Annotated in this window: 17 protein-coding genes, 2 pseudogenes and 1 riboswitch; of the genes and pseudogenes, 7 read left to right on the forward strand and 12 right to left on the reverse strand. The window is 65.5% G+C overall.

Annotated elements, in window-relative coordinates:
* Positions 1 to 95: 95 nt before the first annotated feature.
* Genes cobU through D3260_RS11400 form a run of 7 tightly spaced genes read right to left on the reverse strand, consistent with a single transcriptional unit; the run spans position 96 to position 7123 of the window.
* The gene (gene cobU, locus D3260_RS11370) at positions 96 to 623 is read right to left on the reverse strand and encodes a bifunctional adenosylcobinamide kinase/adenosylcobinamide-phosphate guanylyltransferase (RefSeq protein WP_120098724.1); all 528 of its coding nucleotides are present in this window, start codon (positions 621 to 623) and stop codon (positions 96 to 98) included.
* The gene (locus D3260_RS11375; RefSeq protein ID WP_233544045.1) at positions 616 to 1392 is read right to left on the reverse strand and encodes a heme ABC transporter ATP-binding protein; all 777 of its coding nucleotides are present in this window, start codon (positions 1390 to 1392) and stop codon (positions 616 to 618) included. Before D3260_RS11375 ends, cobU begins: the two co-directional genes overlap by 8 nt.
* Positions 1389 to 2396, reverse strand: coding sequence for an iron ABC transporter permease (locus D3260_RS11380; RefSeq protein ID WP_233544046.1), 1008 nt, complete (start codon positions 2394 to 2396; stop codon positions 1389 to 1391). The genes D3260_RS11375 and D3260_RS11380 overlap by 4 nt, the downstream gene beginning before the upstream one ends.
* Positions 2393 to 3826, reverse strand: coding sequence for a cobyric acid synthase (locus D3260_RS11385; RefSeq protein WP_120098791.1), 1434 nt, complete (start codon positions 3824 to 3826; stop codon positions 2393 to 2395). Before D3260_RS11385 ends, D3260_RS11380 begins: the two co-directional genes overlap by 4 nt.
* Positions 3827 to 3833: 7 nt before the next feature.
* Positions 3834 to 4574, reverse strand: a complete 741-nt coding sequence (locus D3260_RS11390) for an adenosylcobinamide amidohydrolase (RefSeq protein ID WP_158583508.1) — start codon at positions 4572 to 4574, stop codon at positions 3834 to 3836.
* Positions 4575 to 4608: 34 nt separating this feature from the next.
* The gene (cobO, locus tag D3260_RS11395) at positions 4609 to 5217 is read right to left on the reverse strand and encodes a cob(I)yrinic acid a,c-diamide adenosyltransferase (RefSeq protein ID WP_120098726.1); all 609 of its coding nucleotides are present in this window, start codon (positions 5215 to 5217) and stop codon (positions 4609 to 4611) included.
* A 13-nt stretch (positions 5218 to 5230) separates the two neighbouring features.
* Entirely contained in the window at positions 5231 to 7123 is a 1893-nt protein-coding gene (locus D3260_RS11400) for a TonB-dependent receptor domain-containing protein (protein WP_120098727.1), read from the reverse strand.
* A 58-nt stretch (positions 7124 to 7181) separates the two neighbouring features.
* Positions 7182 to 7412, reverse strand: a riboswitch (cobalamin riboswitch).
* Between the two features lie 100 nt (positions 7413 to 7512).
* Here D3260_RS11400 and D3260_RS11405 point away from each other — a divergent pair.
* Both D3260_RS11405 and metH read left to right on the forward strand, forming a co-directional pair.
* A pseudogene (locus D3260_RS11405) lies at positions 7513 to 8547 on the forward strand (homocysteine S-methyltransferase family protein); the annotation flags it as partial.
* A 465-nt stretch (positions 8548 to 9012) separates the two neighbouring features.
* Positions 9013 to 11736, forward strand: a pseudogene (metH, locus tag D3260_RS11410) (methionine synthase); the annotation flags it as partial.
* On the opposite strand, the gene D3260_RS11415 reads toward metH, so the two are convergent.
* Both D3260_RS11415 and D3260_RS11420 read right to left on the reverse strand, forming a co-directional pair.
* Positions 11718 to 13217 carry a chemotaxis protein CheW gene (locus tag D3260_RS11415; protein ID WP_120098730.1) on the reverse strand — a complete coding sequence of 500 codons (1500 nt, stop codon included), beginning with the start codon at positions 13215 to 13217 and terminating at the stop codon, positions 11718 to 11720. The pseudogene metH and the gene D3260_RS11415 sit on opposite strands and share 19 nt — an antisense overlap.
* A 354-nt stretch (positions 13218 to 13571) precedes the next feature.
* On the reverse strand, positions 13572 to 15353 hold the full coding sequence (locus D3260_RS11420) for a PAS domain-containing methyl-accepting chemotaxis protein (protein ID WP_233544047.1): 1782 nt from the start codon (positions 15351 to 15353) through the stop codon (positions 13572 to 13574).
* Between the two features lie 573 nt (positions 15354 to 15926).
* Between D3260_RS11420 and D3260_RS11425 the strand changes: the two genes are divergently transcribed.
* On the forward strand, positions 15927 to 16688 hold the full coding sequence (locus D3260_RS11425; RefSeq protein WP_120098732.1) for a CDP-alcohol phosphatidyltransferase family protein: 762 nt from the start codon (positions 15927 to 15929) through the stop codon (positions 16686 to 16688).
* Entirely contained in the window at positions 16685 to 17440 is a 756-nt protein-coding gene (locus tag D3260_RS11430) for an FkbM family methyltransferase (protein ID WP_120098733.1), read from the forward strand. The genes D3260_RS11425 and D3260_RS11430 overlap by 4 nt, the downstream gene beginning before the upstream one ends.
* Here the strand turns inward: D3260_RS11430 and D3260_RS11435 are convergent.
* On the reverse strand, positions 17410 to 18393 hold the full coding sequence (locus D3260_RS11435) for a lysylphosphatidylglycerol synthase transmembrane domain-containing protein (protein ID WP_120098734.1): 984 nt from the start codon (positions 18391 to 18393) through the stop codon (positions 17410 to 17412). The two genes, D3260_RS11430 and D3260_RS11435, sit on opposite strands and share 31 nt — an antisense overlap.
* A 38-nt stretch (positions 18394 to 18431) precedes the next feature.
* Here D3260_RS11435 and D3260_RS11440 point away from each other — a divergent pair, with 38 nt between their 5' ends.
* Entirely contained in the window at positions 18432 to 20003 is a 1572-nt protein-coding gene (locus D3260_RS11440) for a sulfatase (protein ID WP_120098735.1), read from the forward strand.
* A 233-nt stretch (positions 20004 to 20236) separates the two neighbouring features.
* Here the strand turns inward: D3260_RS11440 and D3260_RS11450 are convergent, their stop codons facing one another.
* Positions 20237 to 20644, reverse strand: coding sequence for a hypothetical protein (locus D3260_RS11450; protein WP_120098736.1), 408 nt, complete (start codon positions 20642 to 20644; stop codon positions 20237 to 20239).
* Between the two features lie 206 nt (positions 20645 to 20850).
* Complete coding sequence (locus tag D3260_RS11455) at positions 20851 to 21591, reverse strand: HAD-IIA family hydrolase (RefSeq protein ID WP_120098792.1); 741 nt, start codon at positions 21589 to 21591, stop codon at positions 20851 to 20853.
* Between the two features lie 331 nt (positions 21592 to 21922).
* On the opposite strand from D3260_RS11455, the gene D3260_RS11460 reads away from it, so the two are divergent.
* Positions 21923 to 22228 carry a helix-hairpin-helix domain-containing protein gene (locus D3260_RS11460; RefSeq protein ID WP_120098737.1) on the forward strand — a complete coding sequence of 102 codons (306 nt, stop codon included), beginning with the start codon at positions 21923 to 21925 and terminating at the stop codon, positions 22226 to 22228.
* A 396-nt stretch (positions 22229 to 22624) separates the two neighbouring features.
* The gene (locus tag D3260_RS11465) at positions 22625 to 23524 is read left to right on the forward strand and encodes a 5'-nucleotidase (RefSeq protein WP_120098738.1); all 900 of its coding nucleotides are present in this window, start codon (positions 22625 to 22627) and stop codon (positions 23522 to 23524) included.
* Positions 23525 to 23652 lie beyond the last annotated feature (128 nt).

Below are 23652 nucleotides of genomic sequence, written 5' to 3' on the forward strand. Positions count from 1 at the left end.
GTGACTCGCGCTGCAACGCGAAACCGGCGCCAGGGGCGCCCCGTAAGCGAGTCATCGCGCTCATCGACAAAACAGCCCGCCAATCGATGTGCTCATCAAGCACCAGCCGATCGCTTCAAATCCAACACCAATCCCGCCACCACCAACTCGACCCGCTCACAGGAACGCGCCAGCGCCTGATGCAACCAACCGGCCTCGTCCACGAACGCCCGGGATAATTGCCCCAGCGGCACCACGCCGGAACCCACTTCGTTGGACACGAGCACGACACACGCATCGCAGCAGTCGAGCACATCGAGAAAACGGTCCCGCTCGGTGGCCCAGCAGTCGGCTGCCAGCGCGTTGGACAGCCACAGCGTGAGGCAGTCGACAAGCACGACGGTGCCGGGCGCATCGATGCCCGCCAAGCAATCGCCGAGCGCAAGCGGCGCTTCCACGGTCTGCCAGCGAGGATCGCGCTCGGCCCGATGGGCGGCGATACGGCGGGCCATTTCCGCGTCGTGGGCCCGGGCGGTGGCCACGTACACATGACGATCGGCTGCGGGCAGGGCCAACGCCACGGCTTCGGCATGACGACTCTTGCCGCTGCGCGCCCCGCCCAGAACCAGATGATGTTTACCCATGCAGCACCACCGGCGTGCCCGTGGTCGGATGCGTGATGATGCGGGTCTCGGCTGCATAGAGCCGCGTCATGGTCTCGGCCGTCACGACCGCGGCCGGCGGCCCGCAGGCCACGGACGCCCCGTCGGCCAGCGCCAGCATCGTATCGGCATGCGCGGCCGCCAGCGAGACATCGTGGGCGACGAACACCACGGCCGCGCCGGTGGCCGCGACCCGGCGCAGGGTGTGCATGACCAGACTCTGATGCCCGATATCCAGCGCAGCCACGGGTTCGTCCAGCAGCAGCAGTCGCGTGCCGGCGTCCTCGGCGCGCCAGACCTGGGCCAGCACGCGGGCCAGCTGTACCCGCTGTTTCTCGCCGCCGGACAGCCGGGTATAGGCCCGATCCAGCAGCGCGACGATATCGGTGGCCTGTGCGGCGGCTTCGACGATCTCGCAATCCACACGACGCCCGGTGCCATGCGGGCTGCGCGCCAGGGCCACCACATCGCGCACGGAAAACGGAAACGCCAACGGGCTGGCCTGGGCCAGGACGCCGACGCGCATTGCCCGCTCGCGACGCGGGTAGCGATCCATGGCACGGCCGGCGAACACCACACGCCCGGCCACAGGCGACACGTCGCCGACGATGGCCTGCAGCAACGAGGACTTGCCTGCCCCGTTGGCGCCGATCACCGCCAGCAGTTCGCCCGGCGCCACGCGCAACGAGACATCGACGAGCCGTTCGTGCCCGGCCGGGCCGACCGTCAGCTGATCGATTTCAAGCGTCACAGCGCGTAGTCCCGCGTGCCGCGCAGCAGCAGGATGAAAAACGGCGCACCGAGCACCGACGTCAACAGGCCGACCGGCAGCTCGGTGGGCGCAATCACGGTACGGGCCAGCGTATCGGCCACCAGCAGCAGGCACGCGCCGGCCAGGGCCGAGGCCGGCAACAGGCGGCGATGATCGGGCCCGATCGCCAGCCGCACGATATGCGGCACCACCAAGCCGACGAAGGTGATCGCACCGGCCAGCGCCACCGATACCCCGACCCCGAGCGCGACCAGACCGATCAGCACGTATTTGACCCGCCCGACCGCGAAACCGAGATGTCGCGCTTCCGATTCGCCCAGCAACAGCGCATTGAGCGCGCGGGCAAGCATTGGCAGACCGACGAGCACGCCGCCGGCCACGACGGCGAGCACGGTCACGCGTGACCAGTTCGCGCCTTCGAGCCCGCCCATCTGCCAGAGACTGATGCGCCGCAACATGTCGTTGGTGGCATAGAACTCGAGCAACGACGTCAGGGCACCGGCCAGCGCCGAGATGGCGATGCCGGCCAGCAGCATGGTGGCCACCGAGGTGCCCGAGGCCCGTGTGGCCAGCACATAGACCAGCAACACCGCCAGGCCGCCGCCGGCGAAGGCTGCCATCGAGACCAGCGACAGCCCGGCCCAGCCGGCCAGCGCACCGCCGAACACGATCGCCAGACTGGCCCCGGCCGAGGCACCGGCGGTTACGCCGATCAGCGACGGATCGGCCAGCGGATTGCGAAACAGGCCCTGCATGGCGGCACCGGAGATCGCCAGCACCGCACCGACCAGCAACGTGAGCACGGCCCGCGGCAACCGAATGGCCTCGACGATCAGCGTGGTCTTCGACGAGGCCGTGCCGGTATGCAACAACGCGCCCAGCACAGCGACCGGTCCCAGCCGGATGGCGCCAAAGACCAGCGCCGCCATGAAAGCCAGCAGCGTGGCAAGCGCCAGGCCGACGATGAACCCGGCCGGCTTCACGGCAATGCCTCGATGTCGATCGCGGCCTCGATCGCGTCGGCCAGACGTTCGAGGCTGGCCTCGCGACGATCGGCGTGATCGATCGCGCCGCCGTCCGGCAGACCGGCCCAGGCCAGCACCGCGTCACAGCCGGCCCCGGTATCGAACAGGCCATGCAGGTAAGTGCCGGCCACCTGGCCATCGGCCGACAGCGCGCCGTCCGGCCCGTCGGCGAGTCGCACGAACGGCCGTGCGAGCCCGGCGCCCTGCGTCCGCCCGCAGTGGATACGATAGCCGGCGATCACGCCGCCACCGACCAGTTCACCGGTCACGTTCTGCAGATGCTTGTCGGCATCGAGCCGTGTATTCAGGTCGAGCAGTCCGAAACCGGCCGTGGTGCCGGGCGTATCCTCGATACCGTCCGGATCGGCGATATCGATGCCGAGCATCTGATAACCACCGCAGATACCCAGCACTCTGCCCCCGTAGCGCAGATGGCGCTTCAGCCGCTCGCCCCAGCCCGCCTGGCGCAACCAGTCGCAATCGACACGCGTGTTCTTGGAACCGGCCAGCACGACCAGATCGGCCGGGCCCGGCGTCTCGCCGGGCCGCACGAATTGCAGATCCACACGCGGATGAGCGCGCAGGGCGTCGAAATCCGTGTGGTTGCTGATACGCGGCGTGACCGGCACCTGGACGACCAGCGTCTCGTCGCCCACGGTCTGATCGGTCGTGATCGCATCCTCGGCGTCCAGCGACAATCCAGCCAGATGTTCCAGCACGCCCAGCACCGGCTTGCCGGTATGTGCTTCCAGCCAGTCCAGTCCGGGCTGCAGCAATGCCCGATCACCGCGAAACTTGTTGATCACGAAACCCGTCACACGATCGCGCTCGGAGGCCGACAGCAGCGCCAGTGTACCGACGAGCTGGGCGAACACACCGCCCTTGTCGATATCGGCCACGAGGATCACGGGACAGTCGACGGCCTCGGCGAACCCCATGTTGGCGATGTCGTCATCGCGTAGATTGATCTCGGCCGGGCTGCCGGCGCCTTCGACGATCACGCGCGTAAACCGCTCGCAGAGACGCGCGTGCGAGGCGAGCACCGCGGTCATCGCCTGTCGCTTGTATTGGTGGTAATCGCCGGCGTTCATGGCGGCCACCGCATGACCATGCACGATCACCTGGGCACCGACATCGCTCGACGGCTTCAAAAGCACCGGATTCAGGTCGGTCGTCGGCGCGATGCGCGCGGCCTGGGCCTGCAGATACTGAGATCGTCCAATCTCGCCACCGTCGACAGTAACCGCACTGTTGAGGGCCATGTTCTGGGGCTTGAACGGCGCCACCGCCACGCCGCGTCGCGCCCAGGCCCGAACCAGGCCGGCCACCAGCGTGGACTTGCCGGCGTCGGAGGTCGTGCCCTGGATCATCAGCGTGCGTGCCGCCATCGTCGATTCAACCATGTGCCGACGCACGACGATTGCCCGCGATCGCGGATTTCAGAGCCGTGACTGCCAGACGGCCAACCGTCTCGCCGATTTCGGTATGCTTGCCGGCCGCCACCAGACGCGGCCCGACCTGCGGGCAGAAGACGCCGACCGCATCGGTCTCCGTACCGCTGGCCTGCCGCCTGCGGCGGGCGCCGGCAACATCGCTGTCGACAAAGGCGATTGTCTTGGCCTCGGTCAACGTGACCACGCAATCCACACGAGCCGCTTCATTCAGGCCCACCGGCAGCAGCACGACCATATTGACGGTGCCCGGCTCCGCGCCCGCCGTCGCGGGCTCGCCTACACGCGCCGCGTTGTCCGTATCGCAGGTGACCATTACGCTCGTGCGATCACCGGCCAACGGCGCGCTGGCCACCCGCAGGGAGGCCATCGAAGCCGCGGTCATCATGCCCAGGACCCTGGCAGGCAGCCCGCGCATCGCGGCCGCGCGATCGAGCAACACATCCGGGGCCAGCATATCGAGCGGTTCATCGGGATCGACGCAGTGATTGAACCAGGCCTCTGCCTGCGACACACCGCCGAGCAGCGGCGCCGAGGACAGGCTCTGCTGCATCTGCTCGGCCACGGTATGCACGCCTCGGGCATCGACATAGCCACACCATCCGCTCGGTAGACAAGCGGCCGGCATATAAGTCCCGCCGGCGACCAGCTGTCCGGGCTGCCACAGCGTGTCGCGCGTCACCATGGCCGCGATCCACGGCCTGACCGGTGCGCGAGGTTCAATAGTCCACGCCGGCACGTGCCTTGATGCCGGCCTTGAAGGCATGCTTGACGTTGTCGACCTCGGAGACCGTATCGGCGGCCTCGCGCAGGGCCGAGCCGCCGCCGCGGCCGGTGACGATCACCGATTGTGCGGCCGGCCGGTTCTTGATGGCTTCAAGAACCTTGTCGTCGTCGAGATACTTGTAGCCGAGCATATAGGTCAGCTCGTCGATGACGACCAGATCGTAGGCCGGATCACGCAACATCGGCTCGACCTGGGCCCAGGTGCGCTCGGCGGCTTCGATGTCGCCCGAGCGATCCTGGGTGTTCCACGTGAAGCCGGTGCCCATCTGGTAGAACGTCACCTCGGGACAGTGATCCCGGATATACATCTCCTCCCCGGAGAGCTGCACGCCCTTGATGAACTGCACCACGCCCACCTTCTGGCCGTGGCCAAGCGCGCGCATGACCATGCCGAAGGCCGAGCTCGACTTGCCCTTGCCCTTGCCGGTGATGAACACGAAGACGCCGCGTTCGGTGTCCGCCGCAGCGATCGCCGAGTCGACTTTTTCCTTCTGTTTCTGCATCGCCTTCTTGTGGCGTGCATCGCTTTTCGAATCCGTCATGGGGCCTCGTCGATTACGTATCGCCCGGGGCATAGCGCACGGTGAAATACACCGTCCGGCCGGGCTGGTTGTAGAAGTCGACCGTCTGATAATCGCGATCGAACAGATTGGATAGCTTAGCCTGGACTTTCCACGCCTTCGTCACGCGCATCTCGCCGCGCAGGCCGAACAGGGCATAGCCGCCCAGCTCATTCGTGTTGGCCAGATCGTTATAGCGTGCACCGACGAGCTGGGCGTCCGCACCGGCCGAGAAACGGCTGTACAGGTCTCGGTCTAGGCTCAGCGAAGCCGAGTAGTCCGGCCGTCGGGCGAGCTCGTTGCCGTAGTCCGCATCCGTGGTTTCGTTCCTGGTATCCAGCCAGTTGGCGCTCGCACCGACACGCCAGCGACCGACATAGGCCGTCGCCTCGCCCTCGATACCGCGGATACGCGTCGAATCCAGGTTGAGCGGAGTGAAATCCGCATTCAGCGCGATCTGGTCGTCTACATCGGTCTGATAGGCATGGATCGACCAGTGCCCCCAGCGCGGTCGTGCCTTGAGGCCCAGCTCCGCGGTGCGCGATTTCTCGGCGTTCAGATCCGGATTCGAGGCCGGCGCAAACCCGGGCGTGTCCGGATAATAGAGATCATTGAAGGTCGGTGCCGTGAATGCGTTGCCGTAGGCGGCCGTGACGGTATAGGTCGGATCGATGTGATAGCCGTAGGTGATCGAGCCGGTGGCGTGATCGCCGTAGGCCTCGTTGTGATCGCCGCGGCCGGCCAGATCGATCTCGTGGGCGCCGAACCGGGCCTGATACTCGCCGTAGAGCCCGGTGTTGTCGCGCTTGGTCTCCTTGTAATCCGCCGAGCTGGTGATTTCGTCCTGGCGATAGTCCAGACCCAGCGTGAACGTCTGCGCGTCGGTGATCGCGAAATCATTCTGCCAGTTGAGCGCATCACGGCGCGTATCGAACCGGCTGACCCGACGGTCGTCGAAATCGTTGCGCGACTGATCGCGGCTGCGTGAAAGCGAGAGCTTGCTGCGCCATATCGCCGTCAGCGGCGCCCCCAGATCGAGGCCATAGACCTCCTGGACCGAATGGGCACCGTTCGTGGTGGTGCCATCGTATTCGGTATCGGCCTCGGTCCGCAGATAGTGGCCATCGACCGTGACGCCGTTGTCGAAGGTGTAACCGGCATTGGCCGAGCCGCCGACACGGTTATAGCCATCGTCGTCGGGCTGGTCGGCATAGCAGCCGGCGCCACCGGCCGGGCTCGCGAACGGGCGGCCCCGACAGGCATCGAAACCGCCGGTGTAGGCACCGGTCATGCTCACGTTGTAATGCGCGTGGGGCGTGGCCCCGGACACACCGGCCTGTCCCTTCCAGGTGTCGTAGGTGCCGCCGGTGGCGGAAAAATAAGGCGTCGGGCCCTGGCCCGCACTGCCCTGGCCGTCGCGGGTGAAGATCTGGATGACGCCGCCGGCGGCATCGGCACCGTAGAGCGACGACCGTGGCCCGCGTACGATCTCGATGCGCTGGATCTGCGAGACCGGAAAATCCTGGATCGCCGCCTGACCGCTGGTTGCCGAACCCCAGCGCACGCCATCGACCAGAACCAGCACCTGGTTGTTGTCCATGCCGCGCATGTAGATCGAGGTCTGCTTGCCCGGACCGCCGTTGTTGGTGATCGCCAGACTCGGCGTATCGGCGAGCAGCTCGGCCACACTGGTCGCCTGACGGCGCTCGATGTCCGCGCGGGTGATGACGGAGGTCGCGGCCAGCGTATCGTCGGCGGATTGCGGGGTGCGCGTGGCCGTGACCACCACATCGTCGAGATCGGACATGGGCGGAGCAGCCCAGACCGGGCCGGCCACGGTGCATAGACCGAGCCCCAGAACATGGCTGGTCTTCAGACGAATATTCATAACAGTTTCCGGTCGGCAGGCGCGCCCATCCGCACACCCAGACACGACCCGTGCGTGGACGGGCCCCCTTGTCACCGGCCGGTATCCGGACTCGCAGTCAGGCCAGAGCCTGGACGCACCTTCCCGACGGCATCGTCAGTGGCTTGTCGCGTCGCACGAGACCACGCTCGTGTTGCTTACCGTTGCGGGGGCAGTATCGGCCTTGGATACGCCTGTAAAACGCATCCGCACCGATTTCCCGTTTACCCGTATCGCGACCCGATACGGCACCCGTGACGCTCTGCATGCTAGGGGCTCGACACGCCGGGCGCAATACGCAATTTTTCGCTTATCCGGATAAGCGGATATACTCTGTCGCCTGTATTTGCGCATTCGCTCGGAAACACGGCATGACAAAATCACTGGACGCGATCGAGAAAGCGCTGGCCGAGAAGATTCTGGTCATCGACGGCGCCATGGGCACCATGATCCAGAACCACGGCCCCTCGGAGGCCGAGTATCGCGGTGAGCGGTTCGCCGACTGGGCATCCGATCTGCAGGGCAACAACGATCTGCTGACGCTGACAGCGCCGGACCTGATCCGCGGGATCCACCGCGACTATGCCGAGGCCGGTGCGCAGATCATCACGACCAATACCTTCTCATCGACGACCATCGCCCAGGCCGACTACCACATGGAAGATCTGGCCGACGAGCTGAACATCGCGGCGGCGAAACTCGCCCGCGAGGTCGCCGAGGAATTCGAAACCGAAGCGCATCCGATGTTCGTGGCCGGTGTGATCGGCCCGACCAACAAGACCGCCTCGATCTCGCCGGACGTCAACGACCCCGGCAAGCGCAACACGGATTTCAACGAGCTGGCCCAGGCCTATGGCGAGGCGGCGAAGGCCCTGCTGGAAGGCGGTGTCGATATCATCCTGATGGAGACGATCTTCGACACCTTGAACGCCAAGGCCGCCATCTATGCGGTGCGCAAGCTGATGCGCGAACGAGACGAGACGATTCCGTTGATGATCTCCGGCACCATCACCGATGCCTCGGGCCGCACGCTGTCCGGTCAGACCACGGAGGCCTTCTACAACTCGGTCGCCCATGGCCGGCCGCTGACGGTGGGCCTGAACTGCGCGCTGGGCCCGGATGCGCTGCGTCAATACGTCGCCGAGATGTCGCGGATCGCGCCCTGCTATGTGCATGCCTATCCGAACGCCGGACTGCCCAACGAATTCGGCGAATACGACCTGCAGCCGGACGAAATGGCCGAACACATCGGCGAATGGGCCGAGTCCGGCCTGCTCAACATGGCCGGCGGCTGCTGCGGCTCGACGCCCGAACACATCGGTGCGATCGCCAAGGCAGTTGAAGGCAAGGCCCCCCGGAAGCGCCCCGACATCAAGCGCGTCATGCGTCTGTCCGGCCTCGAACCGTTCACGGCGGGCGGCTCGTCGGCCGCCGACGAGGACGCGGCCTGAATGCCATCGGTGCCTGCTGACGATCGCCGACGGGAGAAGATAAAACGGATCATGATTCTCTGACGTCTGCGCTGATCGGCACGGCCATGCCAGGCCATCGCGTCCTGACATGCGAGGCAGCGGCGAACGAGCGGTTCGCACGCGGTCTTGCCTTCAAGGAAGGACGCGGCCGACCGTCACCGGGCGGCTCGCTTGTGCCAGGACGACATCATCGTGAAGACAGAGGCGTTCGACCGATAGACAACCAAGAGACAGGCCCGGGTATCGAATGATCCCAAGGCAACCGACGGCGGACGCGCGCTTTCGATCAACCGTGATTGGGCCGGCCTCGAATATCGACGACTCATACGATCGCGTTCACGACATTCTTCATCCGCTTAATCTGCGGCCATCTGCGTTCATCTGCGGATAACTATCTTTATGACCTCAGCAGCGAACTTCATCAACATCGGCGAGCGCACCAACGTCACCGGTAGCGCGCGCTTCAAGCGCCTGATCAAGGAAGAGGATTACGACACCGCCCTGGAGGTGGCGCGTAATCAGGTCGAAAACGGCGCCCAGGTGATCGACGTCAATATGGACGAAGGCATGCTCGACTCCGAGCAGGCCATGCGCAAGTTCCTGAACCTGATCGCCGGCGAACCGGACATCGCACGCGTGCCGATCATGGTCGACTCCTCCAAATGGGAAGTCATCGAGGCCGGGCTGCAGTGCATTCAGGGCAAGGGGATGGTCAATTCCATCTCGCTCAAGGAAGGCGAAGAAGCGTTTCTGGAAAAAGCCCAGGCCTGTCTGGACTACGGCGCGGCCGTGGTGGTCATGGCCTTCGACGAAGAAGGCCAGGCCGATAACGAGGACGAGCGCGTCGAGATCGCCGAGCGGGCCTACACCCTGCTCACCGAGAAACTCGACTTCCCGCCCGAAGACATCATCTTCGATCTGAACATCTTCGCCATCGCCACCGGCATCGAGGAACACAACAACTACGGCGTGGATTTCATCGAGGCCACGCGTCGCGTGCGCGAGAAGTTCCCGGCGACCCATGTCTCCGGCGGGCTGTCGAACGTGTCGTTCTCGTTCCGCGGCAATGAGCGGGTACGCCAGGCCATGCACTCGGTCTTTCTCTACCACGCGATTCCCGCGGGCCTGGACATGGCGATCGTCAATGCCGGTCAGCTCGAGGTCTACGACGATATCCCCGACGAGCTGCGCGAGGCCTGCGAGGACGTGGTGCTGAACCGTCGCGAGGATGCCACGGAACGCCTTCTGGAACTGGCCGAGCAGTACAAGGGCGGCGGCAAGAAAGCCGAATCCAAGGAGGATCTGGCCTGGCGCGAATGGGAAGTCACCAAACGCCTGGAACATGCCCTGGTCAAGGGCATCGATACCTATGCGATCGAGGACACCGAAGAAGCACGCCAGCAGGCCGACAAGCCGCTGGAGGTGATCGAGGGCCCGTTGATGGACGGCATGAACGTGGTCGGCGACCTGTTCGGCGCCGGCAAGATGTTCTTGCCCCAGGTGGTGAAATCTGCGCGTGTGATGAAAAAGGCCGTCGGCCATCTCATTCCCTACATCGAGGAAGAAAAGGCCAAATCCGGCGATGCCTCGAAGAACAACGGCACCATCATCATGGCGACCGTGAAGGGCGATGTGCACGACATCGGCAAGAACATCGTCTCGGTCGTGCTGCAGTGCAACAACTTCGAGGTCATCGACCTCGGTGTGATGCAGCCGATGAACGATATTCTGGATGCCGCCGAGAAACACGATGCCGACGTGATCGGTCTGTCCGGCCTGATCACCCCGTCACTGGACGAGATGGTCAACGTGGCCGCGGAAATGCAGCGTCGCAAGATGACCACGCCGCTGCTGGTGGGTGGGGCGACCACCTCGCGTGCCCATACCGCAGTCAAGATCGACCCGGCCTATGACGGCGCGGTGATGTGGGTCAAGGATGCCTCGCGTTCCGTGCCCGTGGCCTCCAAGATGGTCAACAAGGACGCCCGCGAGAAGCTCGTCGAAGAGCTGCGCGAGGACTACGACAAGATGCGCGAGCGCCATGCGGCCAAGCGCCAGACCAAATTCCTGTCGCTCGACGACGCCCGGGCCAACCGCGTACAGCTCGACTGGGCCGACTACACGCCGCCGAAGCCGACGCTGCCGCGTGAGACCGCCTATGCCAAGCGCCAGCCCCTGCCGGGCGGTCACGAGGCCGGCGACGATGCAGTCTCCGGCCTGTATGTCTTCGACGACTTTCCGATCGACGAGCTCATCGACACCATCGACTGGACACCGTTCTTCCTGTCCTGGGAGATGAAAGGCCGTTATCCGGATATCCTGAACGACCCGCACAAGGGCAAGGAAGCCCGCAAACTGTTCGACGACGCCAAGGCGATGCTGAAACAGATCGTCGATGAAAAATGGCTGACGGCGAAAGGCGTGGTCGGCATCTGTCCGGCACGCACGGCCGGGAATCTCGATGATATCGAAGTGCTCTCGGATGATCGCAGCGAGGTCGTCTCCGTAGTCCATCAGCTGCGCCAGCAGGCCGAGCATCGCAAAGGCGTGCCCAATCGCTCGCTCGCCGATTTCGTGGCCCCGACCGAGAGCGGCAAGGACGACTGGATCGGCTGCTTCGCCGTGACCACCGGCCTCGGCGCGCCGGAAAAGGTCGAAGCATTCAAGCAGGCCAACGACGACTACAACGCGATCATGGTCGAGGCCCTGGCCGACCGGCTGGCCGAGTCGTTCGCCGAATGGATGCACAAGTACGTGCGCACCGAGATCTGGGGCCATGACGCCGACGAGTCGCTGTCCAACGACGAACTCATCGCCGAGAAATACAACGGCATCCGACCGGCGCCCGGCTACCCGGCCTGCCCGGAGCATACCGGCAAGGACACGCTCTGGGATCTGGTGGACGTCGAGGCCAACACCGGCATCCAGCTGACCGAGTCCCGGGCGATGTGGCCGGGTGCCGCGGTCTCGGGCTGGTATTTCAGCCATCCCGAATCGCGTTATTTCGTGGTCGGGCGCGTGGCCAAGGACCAGATTCGCGACTACGCCGAGCGCAAGGGCTGGGACGAGACCACGGCCGAGAAATGGCTGGCGCCCAATCTGGGCTACGAGCCGGAGGCCTGACCCACTCGCGAGACGCACGCCGGCGCCGAGAGGCGCTCGGCGAGCCGGGCCAGATGCACGACCGACAGGAACTGCTGGCCCGCCCCGCGTCCCAGGCTGACCAGCCGGATGGCGTCGTCGAACGGCGAACCGTCACGGCTCGTTCGGCGCCGTTCGATGAAGCTCGACGTGGGTGCCTCGATGTAATCGATGCGCCGGATCTCCTCGACCGCGAAACCGACGCGCCGATTGCCGGTATCCACGATCAGGACCCGGCCGCCAGCGCGTGGCGCGCCGCCGAGCAGACCGCGCAGATCGACCAGGGCAACGCTGTGTCGGTCGTGCACGAAGCGGCCCACGAAGACGTCGCCGCGGTCCAGCGCTGTCACCTCGGCCGGGTATTCGACCACCGCGACGATCTCGTCGAGCGGCGTCGACAGGCCGGGCCCGGCCTCGAAATGAAGATAGGCGAAGCGCTGTCTCGGTTCGGCAGCCACCGTACCGGCCGTTTGATCGCCTGACGTGCCTATCGCCGCATAGGCGATGATTCGCGCATCCCGGCCGGCCGCCTCGTGATCGAGGCATAACGCACCGTGCGTGGCATTGTCTTCGAGCACGCCGTCGATCAGCCGGGTTGCACCATCCGCCACGGTCGCTGCGGCCCGATCCAGCGGCACCCGCGCCGCCGGGCCGACTTCGGCGATATCGACCACCGCATCCACGGCCAGCGCCAGTTCGCCGCAGACCAATGTCACGACAACCTGACAGGCACGCTCGGTCGGATCCCCGACGTCCGGCAGATACAGCAACGCCAACGGATCGATCAGGGTCAACCGACGGCCCCGCCAGTCGACATGGCCGAGATAGGCCGCGGCATGCAGCGCCGGGGGCACCGGCGCGCGGGCCGGGCAGATTTCGCGGATGACGGACATCGACAATGCCAGATGCTGTTCACCGACACGCAGGATCACCATACGTTCGGTCGCCGCCGGTGCCTGCCGAGATTGATCGGCAGGCGTCGCGTCACCGATCGCAGCGGCGGTCGCGCGAACCGATAACAGCTCGTCGAGCGCAAACAGCGCGTCGACATCGAGCACATAGACACAGCGCCCGTCGGGCCGCGTGAACAACGCGGTGATCAGGCCGTCGCTGGCACGATGTCCTTCATGGCGTGCACCGGCATCGATCGTGACGACATCCAGCACACGATCGACCGCAAAGCCGAACAGCCGCGCGCCGTGGGCGATGATCGCCACGCAGGGGGCCGCCTGGTAATCGGTGCCCACATCGTCGGCTGTCGGCGTCAACCCAAGCAATCCGACCATATCGACTACCGGAACCGGCACGCCGCGCAGGGAAAAGACACCGAGCGACCAGGCCGGGGCGCGCGGCGCCGGCATCAGCTCCACCGGTCGGCTCACGACTTCGCGCACGACCTGTCCCGGCAACGCGACTTCGCTGTCGGCGACCGCAAAGGTAGCCAGGCAATCGACGCCGGTCATCGCCAGCGACCCGGCACTTCGCGGTACATCCCCAGGACGTGTTGAGGTTTCGTGCGAGTCCGCGCCAAGCGCTGTTGTGCGGCAAGACGAGGCGTCGTGCGCGCCGTGCAGTCATGCTGCACCAGCGTGCTGGAACGCGGGATTGCCGTCGTGGTTTTGATTTTGGGGCACTTTTTCCGAAGGGTAGGGCCACCCATAAACAATCGACAATGGCTGCCCGGCGGCGTTGCCAGTCTGGATCGTGGCACGCCACGATCGGCGACTCGCGCCTTGCCGGACACGGTTTGTGGCGCCAACACGGCGCTCGCACGCAACATCAACAGGCTCTGGCGGCAAGACACGCAAGGACAGACATCAGCGCTGCACGACCGCAGCTTCGGCCCGGTTCATCGACGCCGTACCGGCATTGTCGGTCAAGGCCTCGATCAGGGCGACGACTTGCTCGGATGTCTCACGCTGGGCGGTGATGGCCGCCGCGATTTCCTCGACCGCCCGGGTCGTGGTATCGACGCCTTCGCTGATCCGCTCGAAGGCGCCACGCGCCCGTTCGCCCACCTGGACACCGCCGTCGATGCGTCGCTGGGATTCCACGATCAAGCGATTGATGCGGCGCGCGGCCTCGCCGGATTTCTCGGCCAGCTTGCGCACTTCATCGGCGACCACGGAAAACCCGAGACCGTGTTCACCCGCCCGTGCGGCCTCGATCGCGGCATTGAAGGCCAGCAGGTGCGTCTGCGAGGCGATTTCGCCGATCACGTCCACGATTTCGGCGATGTCTTCCGAGGAGTTGCGGATCGACTGCAACGATTCCCCGGAATCGGCAATGGCCTGACTGCCACGCTGGGATTCATCACGCGCGGACAACGCCTGATCCCGGGCCGCCCGGGTATGGTCGGCCACTGTATGGATCGACTGATTCAGCTCGCGGATATTGGCCTGCATCGCCTCGGTCTGGCGGGCGATCTGTTCTTCACGCTCGACGACAGCCGTGATGTCCGAGGCGAATTTGACGACCTTGCAAGGCTGGCCCTCGCCGTCGAAAACCGGGTTATACGATGCCCGAATCCAGATTCGCTGACCGTGCCGTCCAAGACGCAGAAAACGTCCGCTGCAGAACTCGCCCTGGCCCAGCGTGTTCCAGAAATCGCGATATTCGGCGCTGGTCGTGTAGGTCGGCTCGCACAGCTGGCGATGATGCTGGCCGACAAGCTCTTCGGCGCGATATCCAAACAGGGTCAGGAACAAACCGTTTGCGGACAGGATCATTCCGCTCATGTCGAATTCGATCACGGCCTGCGAGCGCTCGATCGCATCGATCTTGCCGCGCGTATCCATCTGACGGTGCTTGATCTCGGTGACGTCGGTGGCGAACTTGACGATCCGGTGCGCTCGGCCATCGATATCCAGCACCGGGTTGTAGCTGGCCTGGATCCACACCGCTCGTCCGTCGCGGGCCAGGCGACGGAATTCGTCGACCACGAACTCGCCGGCCCGCAGCCGAGCCCAGAACGCGGCATAGTCGTCGCTGCGTGCGTACTCGGCATCACAGAACATCCGGTGGTGACGACCGACGATCTCATCGAGTTCGTATCCGAAAGCCGCCAGAAAAGCAGCATTGGCGTGCCGGATAGTGCCGTCGAGATCAAACTCGATGACACTCTGCGCCCGATCGATCGCCCGCATGCGGCTCTGGAATTCGACGTTGCGCAATTTTTCATCGGTGACGTCGAAGGCACACTTGACGACTTTGACGACGTGACCGGCGGCATCGCGGATCGGTGCATAGGTCGCACGCAACCAGACCGAGCGACCGTCGCGTGTCAGGCGTCGATACTCACCCGTATCGGCCTCGCCCTGGCGCCCGAGCTTGTGCCAGAACTGCCGATACGCCGGCGACTCGACATCGGCCGGCAGACAGAACACGCGATGGTGGGCGCCGACCAACTCCTCGCGGCTGTAGCCCATGAGCGCGAGAAACGGTGCATTGGCTTCGAGAATGATGCCGTCGGCATCGAATTCGATGATCGCCTGCAAACGATCCACCGCTTCGATGATATCGGCACCGCGCGCTCGTGCGCTCGGTTCGGCCCGTGGCGATAGGCCCTCAGGGCGGCCATGCGGTAATGTTTCAGCCATCGGATTCGGCTTTGGCGCCATCAAATTGTGGTTGACCCTTTATTGAACGACCAAGCTCGCAAGAACTTGAGCCCTGTTCGGTGCAATGGTCGCTCGAACGGACGGCGTCACATGCCGGGGCATCCCTCGGTCATCCATGGGGTATCCCGGCCAGCCACTGCAACGCGTGACGGCTCGGGCACGTAATCCCACTCATGCCGCCGGGTGCGGCCGCGCCCGGCGTGCGGTTGCCCGGCGGCGGCGGATTTCGATAATCGATGCGGGGGCCTGTGGATGGGTCGTCGTGCGCGTCCGCGCCGGGTGCACCCTGAAATGGACGATGGGCGGCAAGACGAGGCGTCGCATGCTGGATTGCCGTCGTGTTTTTGATCCGGGGCGCTTGTGCCGAAGGGTGGGGCCGCTCGCGCATGGGCGCCTTGCAGCAGGCACGGCGGACTCTCGACGAAAGCACTCGCACGACACATCCTCAGGTCATCGGCGGTAATCGGCCGCCGTTCGCCACGAGACCGACTGCGGAGCGAGACACGTGCCAAGGACTGTTGTTGTTTCGACGCGGCGTGCCGGACGCACGCCATGAGCACACGCCCTGTCCGACGTCGGTCGGCGGCCGCGCCCCGACTGCGTGCCGAGGCACTGACGGTGATGGGCATCACCGCGGCCATATTGATCGTCATCGCGTTCTGGCTGCGTCATCGGGGGGATCTCGGTACCGCATTCGCGATCGCGGCACCCTGCGGATTCGGGCTGATGGCGGCACTGGTGATGCTGGCCCTGCCCGCCTATCCCCATGCCCGGTTCGGCGTGGCCAACATGCTGACCACCGCACGCGCCGGCATCACGGCCCTGATCGGTGCCCTGGCTTTTGAGGCAGAGCGCCTGACCGCCCCCGAGCCGAGGCTTGCCTGGCTCGCCACCGGGGCCACCGCGATCGCGCTCGCGCTCGACGGACTCGACGGTTATGCTGCGCGCCGGCGCGCCGAGACATCGCGCTTCGGCGCGCGTTTCGACATGGAGATCGATGCCCTGCTGTTACTGCTGCTGTGCGTGCTGTTGCACGGCGCCGGCAAGGTGGGTATCTGGATCTATCTGCTGGGCGCCATGCGCTATGCGTTCGTGCTCGGCCAATGGCTCTGGCCGCGGCTGGCCCGACGCACGCTGGCTCCCAGCCAACGCCGCAAAACGGTCTGTGTGATCCAGGGCGTGGTGCTGTGCATCGGGCTCGCGCCTATCGTCACCGCCCCGCTGGCCTCGGTGATCGCCGCCGCCGCGCTGATCGCGCTGTCGGTGTCCTTCGCCCTGGATATCCGCGTCCTGCTGGCCGAGGATCAAGGATGACGATGCGCGCCCGACTCGGCCTGTGGCGCTCGATCGTGATCTATCACGCCCAGCCCTGGCGCACACGGGCGCTGCGACGCTTCTATGCCCGGCTGTTGCAGCCCGGCATGCTGGCTTTCGATATCGGCGCGCATGTCGGCAATCGCAGTCGCGCGCTGGCGCAAGCCGGGCTCCGCGTCGTGGCCGTGGAACCGCAACCGATCTGTGCGGCTTATCTGGCACGCACCCTCGGGCGCGATCCACGCGTCACGCTGCGCCGCGAGGCCCTCGGCGCGGTCACGGGCACGGCCAGCCTGCGGATATCGAGTCGCCACCCGACCGTCTCGACGCTCGCCTCGGACTGGATCGATGCCGTTTCCCGAACCACCGGCTTTATGCAGGTCCGCTGGGACCAGACGGCCGAGGTCCCGGTACTCACGCTCGATGCGCTGATCGCCGCCCATGGCCGGCCGGATATCTGCAAGATCGACGTCGAGGGGCATGAAGCCGCCATACTGCAGGGACTGTCGCAGCCGCTGGATCGTGTCGTATTCGAGTATCTGCCGGTCGCGCCCGACACGGCCCTGGCCTGTATCGACCGGCTGAGCGCGCTGGCCGATGATTATCGCTACAACTGGGTCATCGGCGAACGCCATCGCTGGGCTCGTGCCGACTGGGGCACGGCTGCCGACTGTCGTCGAGCAATCGAGGCCCGTCCACGCCACGGGCCGGGCTGGGATATCTATGCCTGTCGGACCGGCCGGACCACATGAAGGCGCCGACGCAGCAACAGCATCGCCCCGGGCAATGCCCCGACAAGGCTGACCAGTCCGTAGACAATGCTGGTCGCCACACCGTCGGCCGCACTTGCCCCGGCCAGCGGCCAGAGTGCCGCGGCCGCGGTTTCGCGCACGCCCCAGCCGGCGATCGATACCGGCACCAACATGGTCAGCAGCACCAGGGGCACGAGCGCGATGGCGGCCGGAAACGACAACGGCGCCCCCACGGCCGCGCCGGCCAGCGCGAAGACACCGAGATAACCCGCGACGATCGCGAGCGACAATCCGGCCTGGCGCAGAAAAAGCCCGGGCCCGAGCCAGGCCGCGCGTACGGCACCGGCAAAGATGCCGGCCAGACGCGCGAGCCGCGCGGGTGCCCAGCGCGCGGCGGCCGCCACCAGGAGACCGGCAGCCGCCAGGACACTCACGGCACCGGCCACGAGCGGCACGGCACCGTCGATCTCGTGGCCGTGTGTGAGCAACCAGATCAGCAGGCCAACGGCTGCGACCAGCACGAGCGCCGCCTGGCCGGCCAAACGTTCGATCACGACCGCATGCACCGCCACCGTCCAGCCGACGCGGTTGTCACCGGCCGGCCGATTGCGGGCCGCCCGCAGGACATCGCCCGATACGCCGCCGGGCAACACCTGATTGAGCAGCGAGGCCACATAGTATTCGGCAACCGCCCGGTGCCGCGACAGCGCCTGGCCAAGCGCCTGGGCCGTCATGCGCCAGCGCAGACCCGACAGCACGATCTGTGCCTGCACCAACAGGACAGCAACGGCGATCATCGGCCATCGCACCCGGTCGAGACGGGCAGCCACGGCCTGGTCACCGACCCCGATCGCCACCAGCCCCAGCAATCCGGCGGCTGTCAGAACACGGATGGATCGGGCCCGCCAGAGATACGAGATCATGCCGGCCGCGACATGGTCTATCGGTCGCATGCGTGCTGTATCGATCGTGCAATTGCCAGGTGCCGAGGATGAGCAGCGCAGCAGTGCGCAGCCTGGTGGCGCTGGGGCTGCTGGCCGTGATCATCGGTCTGCCGGGGCTCTCCGGTGCACCGATACGTCTGGCCCTGCCCGTCGGCGCGCTGGTTATCGTGCTCGCCGCGAGCCTCCTGCGCCGCTGGCCCGGTCACATCTATCGCATGTTCGTCTGCGTGGCGGCCACGGCCATGGTTGCCCTCAAGATCGGCGATCGGGCCGTTGGCACGGCCTACGCCCGGGTGTTCAATCCAGTGACCGACTGGGGACTCCTGCCAGCCGCATGGCATCTCGCGCGCGGCACCGTCGGTCCGGCCGTCACCGCGCTGACCGGCCTGGCGATCGGTGCCACGCTCGTGGGCCTGGCCGGCCTGCTGTACTGGGCGCTCGGCGGACCCTCGCGGTTGCGCACTACGCCACGCATGGTGCTGCGCTGTCTCTGTCTGCTCGGGATATGCGGTTTTCTGGTTCATCGTATTGGCGCGATACCTATCGGCGTCGAGGCCCCGGGCTGGCGCTATCTGGGTGATCGGATGGCGCTGGTCGTGCGGACGGAACACGCCGTGGCAGCCTTCGATCGCGATCTGGCAGACGATCCACTGGCCGGGCTGGCGCCGTCGAAGCGGTTCTCGGCGCTGACCGGCCGCGATGTCGTGCTCGTCTTCGTCGAATCCTACGGGCGCAGCGCGCTCATGGATCCACGCTATGCCGATTCCATCGGCGCCCGGCTTGACGCCATCGACGCGGCGCTCGACCGCACCGGGCGTCATGTCGTCAGCGGCTGGCTGCGCTCGCCCACCGTCGGCGGCATGAGCTGGCTGGCCCACGGCACACTGCTCTCCGGGCTCTGGCTCGACGATCAGCAACGCTACGATCGCGTGCTGGACAGCCAGCGCATCAGCCTCAACCGGCTCTTCCGGCGCGCGGGCTGGACCACGATCGCGGCCATGCCGGCGATTACCATGGACTGGCCGGAAGCCCGCTGGTTCGGCTATGACCGAATCTACGGCGCCGATGATCTGGGTTATGCCGGGGCCCCGTTCAATTGGGTCACGATGCCGGATCAGTACACGCTGTCGGCCATCCAGCGCATCACGGCCGGCATCGATCGCCCCGTCATGGTCGAGACCGCGCTCATCTCCAGCCACGCCCCCTGGACACCGGTACCACATCTCGTGCCCTGGGCGGATATCGGCGACGGCCACATATTCGATGCCCAGGCCCGGGCCGGCGATTCGCCGGCTACGGTCTGGGCCGACCCGGATCGGGTGCGTCAACAATACGAAAAAGCGGTGGACTACAGCCTGATGGCCGTGGGCGACTACATGGCCCGCTTCGGTGACGGCACGGTGTTCATCGTGCTCGGCGATCACCAGCCGGCGCCGATCATCACCGGCAAAGACGCCTCGCGCGACGTGCCGATTCATGTCATCGCCGACGATCCGCGCGTGTTGTCCCGGCTGAGCGCACGTGACTGGTCCCCGGGCATGCGGCCCGATCCCGGCTTGCCGGTACGCCCGATGAGCGCATTTCGCAACGATTTCACGCGCGCCATGAGCGGGCCCTGAGTGTATAAACCCAGCACATTGTTCACGGATAACGGCCATCGGCTGATGGGGGGTTGATGATTCAGGCGGGCCAGGGGGCTATGCCAGTTGTCGTCATGGCGCCAATACGGCAGATAAGCCGCGCGCTCATCGGCGCTCTGGTACGCATGGGCATAGGCCCATTCATGTCACGCCGTCTGGATCAGCCGTTCGGCCTTGCCGTTGGCGCACGCGCGCGACCGCGAATACAGGCGTCAGTTCGGATCGTCAGACTTGTTCGGCAGCTTGTGCTGCTCGGTCACGATCGAACCGTCGGCTTTTTTCTTGACCGAAATCACGTGTCGCTGGGTCTCGACGGCGCGATGGCCCACCGGCAACGTCACCAGCCCGGCACGCTGCGCGCCGATAAGCACGGTCACCACGAGCGCCAACGTCGGCACGATCGTGATCATCACCATCTGTCGCCAGGCGAAGCCACTGGACCCGGCAGCGCGACGCGCGAATTGATAGACTAGATAAACCAGCGTGCCGATCAGCGCGACACCGACCGTGATCCAGAACACGGCCCCGGTGACCACGGCGAATGCCAGCATGCAAAGCAGTAGTGTCGCCACCAGGCCAAGCACGCCAGCGGCCTCGAACACGAAATCGAACAAGCCCATCGGGGTCGCATCGTGGGTTCGACGCGGCCGCGATCGAGTGAGTAGACCGGCCACAGCGGATGTCCTGTCTTGGAATGTCTCAAACCCGATGATGCGGCGTTTTCCTCGCCAGGCAAGTCAACGCGTCGCTTCGGGTCTCACGGGCGTCTGCAAACGGGCCCGGGCCGGTTGCGGTGTGTCCGGGAACCGGCCTCGCCGAACGAGCCCTACAGATTCTCCATGAGGTCGGCCACCGAATCGTGAATGGCGGCGGGCCGGAACGGATAACGGTCCACATCCTCGCGCGAGGAGATGCCAGACAGCACGAGCACCGTATGCAGCCCGGCCTCGATACCGGCGACCACATCGGTATCCATGCGATCACCGATCATACCGGTGCGCTCGGAATGCGCACCCAGCTTGTTCATCGCCGACCGGAACATCATCGGGTTCGGCTTGCCGACGTAATAAGGCTCCCGCTTCGTGGCCGCGGTGATCAGGGCCGCCACCGCCCCCGTGGCCGGCAACACGCCCTCGGCACTCGGACCCGTCACATCGGGGTTCGTCGCGATGAAACGTGCCCCCTCGTTGATCAGGCGGATCGCCTTGGTGATGGCCTCGAACGAGTAGGTCCGCGTCTCGCCGAGCACCACGAAATCCGGATTCACATCCGTCATCACGAAACCGGCCTCGTGCATGGCCGTGGTCAGACCGGCCTCGCCGATGATGCAGGCCGAGCCGCCGGGTGCCTGATCCTTGAGAAAGGCGGCCGTGGCCAGCGCCGAGGTCCAGATCTGATCCTCCGGCACTTCGATGCCGCTGCGTGCCAGGCGTGCCGACAGATCGCGCGGGGTATAGATGGAATTATTGGTGAGCACCAGGAATCGCTTGCCCTGCTTGCGCCAGTGCTCGATGAGTTCGGCCGCGCCCGGCAATGCCTCGTTTTCGTGGACCAGAACACCGTCCATGTCGGTGAGCCAGCATTCGATCTCACGGTTTCGATCGGCGGACCGGTTCTTTTTGCCGTTATCGGATTTCTTGCTCACAGGCGATCGCACTCGCTGGAATCAGGACATCAATGATACGCGGTTACCACGAACGGCGTGCACACACGCGAAATGCGCAGAATCTGCATGAAGAATCGCTCACCCGGCACGAAACGACAAAAAACAAATCGCGTGACATCACGCACTTAGTGCATATGGCACACAAACCGCACTGCCAGGGCCTTGCAGCGACCGCCTCAGCCTGCTTAGTTTCATAATTCATCCAAAGAGTCAATATGGGGGACTGGATATCATGAGGATATTTCTCACCGCGCTGGCATTCGCCGGCCTGTTCTATGCCGGCAGTGCGCTGGCCGCCGTCAATGTCAACACGGCTTCGGCCGACACGCTGAGCCAGCTCAACGGCATCGGCACAGTCAAGGCGGCCGCGATCGTCGCCGATCGCAAGGCCAACGGCGATTACGACAGCCTCGATCAACTCACGCGTGTCGATGGCATCGGCAACAAGACCGTGGCCGCCCTCCAGGACGAGGCGACCGTCGGGGATGCCGACGACAACGACAGCGACGACGGCACCCGCGACAGCGACGCCCAATAGATCGCAGCCAACGCCGTGTCACGCCGCACCGGCGTGGCCCGGCATGGGCGGCCCGCGCACGCACCGACATGCCGGGCCACGCGGTGTAGAGTGGCGGCATTGCAGCCTGGGGCGTGTTGATGTTTCGTTCGAGCGCCTTTTCGTTGAGAGACCGCAGTGTGTCCGGCAAGGCTCGCAACGCCGCCGGGCGCCCATCGTCGATTTTTCATGGGCGGCCCAACCCGAAGGGACAAGCGCCCCAAAATCAAAAACACGACGGCAATCCAGCGTTGTAGCCCGCGGGTGCAGCATGGCTGCACGGCGCACGACGCCTCGTCTTGCCGCTCATCGTCAATTTCAGGGCGCACTTGGCGCGGACTGCACGACACATCAACACGCCCCAGGAGACGCCGCCCGATGCACACTTCGTCCGACAAACTCGTCGTCGGTATTTCCTCGCGTGCGCTATTCGATCTGGAAGCCAGCCATACGGTGTTCGAAGCCGAAGGCCGCGAAGCCTACTGCGCCTACCAGATCGAACATGAGGAGGATGTGCTCGAACCCGGGGTCGCCTTCGGGCTGGTCAAGAAACTGCTCGCACTCAACGACGAAACCCACGAACGCGTTGAGGTCATTCTGTTATCACGCAACAGTGCGGATACCGGGCTGCGTGTCTTCAACTCCATTGCCCATCACGACCTCCCGATCAGCCGGGCCGCGTTTTCCAGCGGCGACTCGCCCTGGCGATACGTCGCAGCCTTCGGGGCCGATCTGTTCCTCTCGGCCGATGCCTTCGATGTCCGAGCCGCACTCGCCGCCGGCTGCGCGGCCGCGACAATCGTACCGGGCCAGTCCCTGCCGTCCGGCGCAGGCCAGCTCAAGATCGCCTTCGACGGCGATGCCGTGCTGTTTTCCGACGAGGCCGAGCGCATCTTCAAGCAACACGGGCTGGCCGCCTTCGCCGAATCGGAGAGTGAAGCTGCCGAGCGTCCGTTGCCGGGTGGGCCGTTCAAGGCCTTTCTCGAAGCGCTGACGCATATACAGGCCGAATTCGATCCGACCGATTGCCCGATCCGCACGGCGCTGGTGACCTCGCGTAGTGCCCCCGCGCACGAGCGCGTCATCCGCACCCTGCGGGCCTGGCATATCCGTATCGACGAAGCCCTGTTCCTGGGCGGGCTGGGCAAGGCGGCGTTTCTACGGGCCTTCGGCGCGGATATCTTCTTCGACGATCAGGCCACCCATATCGGCAGCGCAGCCAGCCTGGTCGCGGCCGGCCATGTACCACACGGCATCGCCAACGAGACCGGCGACTGACACGGTGCCGCTGCCGACACCGTCGCGGGGGGCATGTGCGCGGTCATGAATCGTCCGCGGGCCGACCGGCACGGCGATGTCCGCCCGCCCGCCTCGACCACAGCCGATACCGTGTCGTGCCACGACGG

The sequence above is a fragment of the Salinisphaera sp. Q1T1-3 genome (genome assembly GCF_003602005.1).
GTDB lineage: Bacteria > Pseudomonadota > Gammaproteobacteria > Nevskiales > Salinisphaeraceae > Salinisphaera.

Bases quoted from the DNA above. Each gene is read 5' to 3' on its own strand.
- D3260_RS11465 (WP_120098738.1), top strand. From the start codon at position 22,625: ATGCACACTTCGTCCGACAAACTCGTCGTCGGTATTTCCTCGCGTGCG.
- D3260_RS11385 (WP_120098791.1), bottom strand. From the start codon at position 3,826: ATGGCGGCACGCACGCTGATGATCCAGGGCACGACCTCCGACGCCGGC.
- cobU (WP_120098724.1), bottom strand. From the start codon at position 623: ATGGGTAAACATCATCTGGTTCTGGGCGGGGCGCGCAGCGGCAAGAGT.
- D3260_RS11425 (WP_120098732.1), top strand. From the start codon at position 15,927: ATGAGCACACGCCCTGTCCGACGTCGGTCGGCGGCCGCGCCCCGACTG.
- D3260_RS11435 (WP_120098734.1), bottom strand. From the start codon at position 18,393: ATGCGACCGATAGACCATGTCGCGGCCGGCATGATCTCGTATCTCTGG.
- D3260_RS11450 (WP_120098736.1), bottom strand. From the start codon at position 20,644: ATGGGCTTGTTCGATTTCGTGTTCGAGGCCGCTGGCGTGCTTGGCCTG.
- D3260_RS11460 (WP_120098737.1), top strand. From the start codon at position 21,923: ATGAGGATATTTCTCACCGCGCTGGCATTCGCCGGCCTGTTCTATGCC.
- D3260_RS11420 (WP_233544047.1), bottom strand. From the start codon at position 15,353: ATGGCTGAAACATTACCGCATGGCCGCCCTGAGGGCCTATCGCCACGG.
- D3260_RS11415 (WP_120098730.1), bottom strand. From the start codon at position 13,217: ATGACCGGCGTCGATTGCCTGGCTACCTTTGCGGTCGCCGACAGCGAA.
- D3260_RS11430 (WP_120098733.1), top strand. From the start codon at position 16,685: ATGACGATGCGCGCCCGACTCGGCCTGTGGCGCTCGATCGTGATCTAT.
- cobO (WP_120098726.1), bottom strand. From the start codon at position 5,217: ATGACGGATTCGAAAAGCGATGCACGCCACAAGAAGGCGATGCAGAAA.
- D3260_RS11455 (WP_120098792.1), bottom strand. From the start codon at position 21,591: ATGGACGGTGTTCTGGTCCACGAAAACGAGGCATTGCCGGGCGCGGCC.
- D3260_RS11400 (WP_120098727.1), bottom strand. From the start codon at position 7,123: ATGAATATTCGTCTGAAGACCAGCCATGTTCTGGGGCTCGGTCTATGC.
- D3260_RS11440 (WP_120098735.1), top strand. From the start codon at position 18,432: ATGAGCAGCGCAGCAGTGCGCAGCCTGGTGGCGCTGGGGCTGCTGGCC.
- D3260_RS11390 (WP_158583508.1), bottom strand. From the start codon at position 4,574: ATGGTGACGCGCGACACGCTGTGGCAGCCCGGACAGCTGGTCGCCGGC.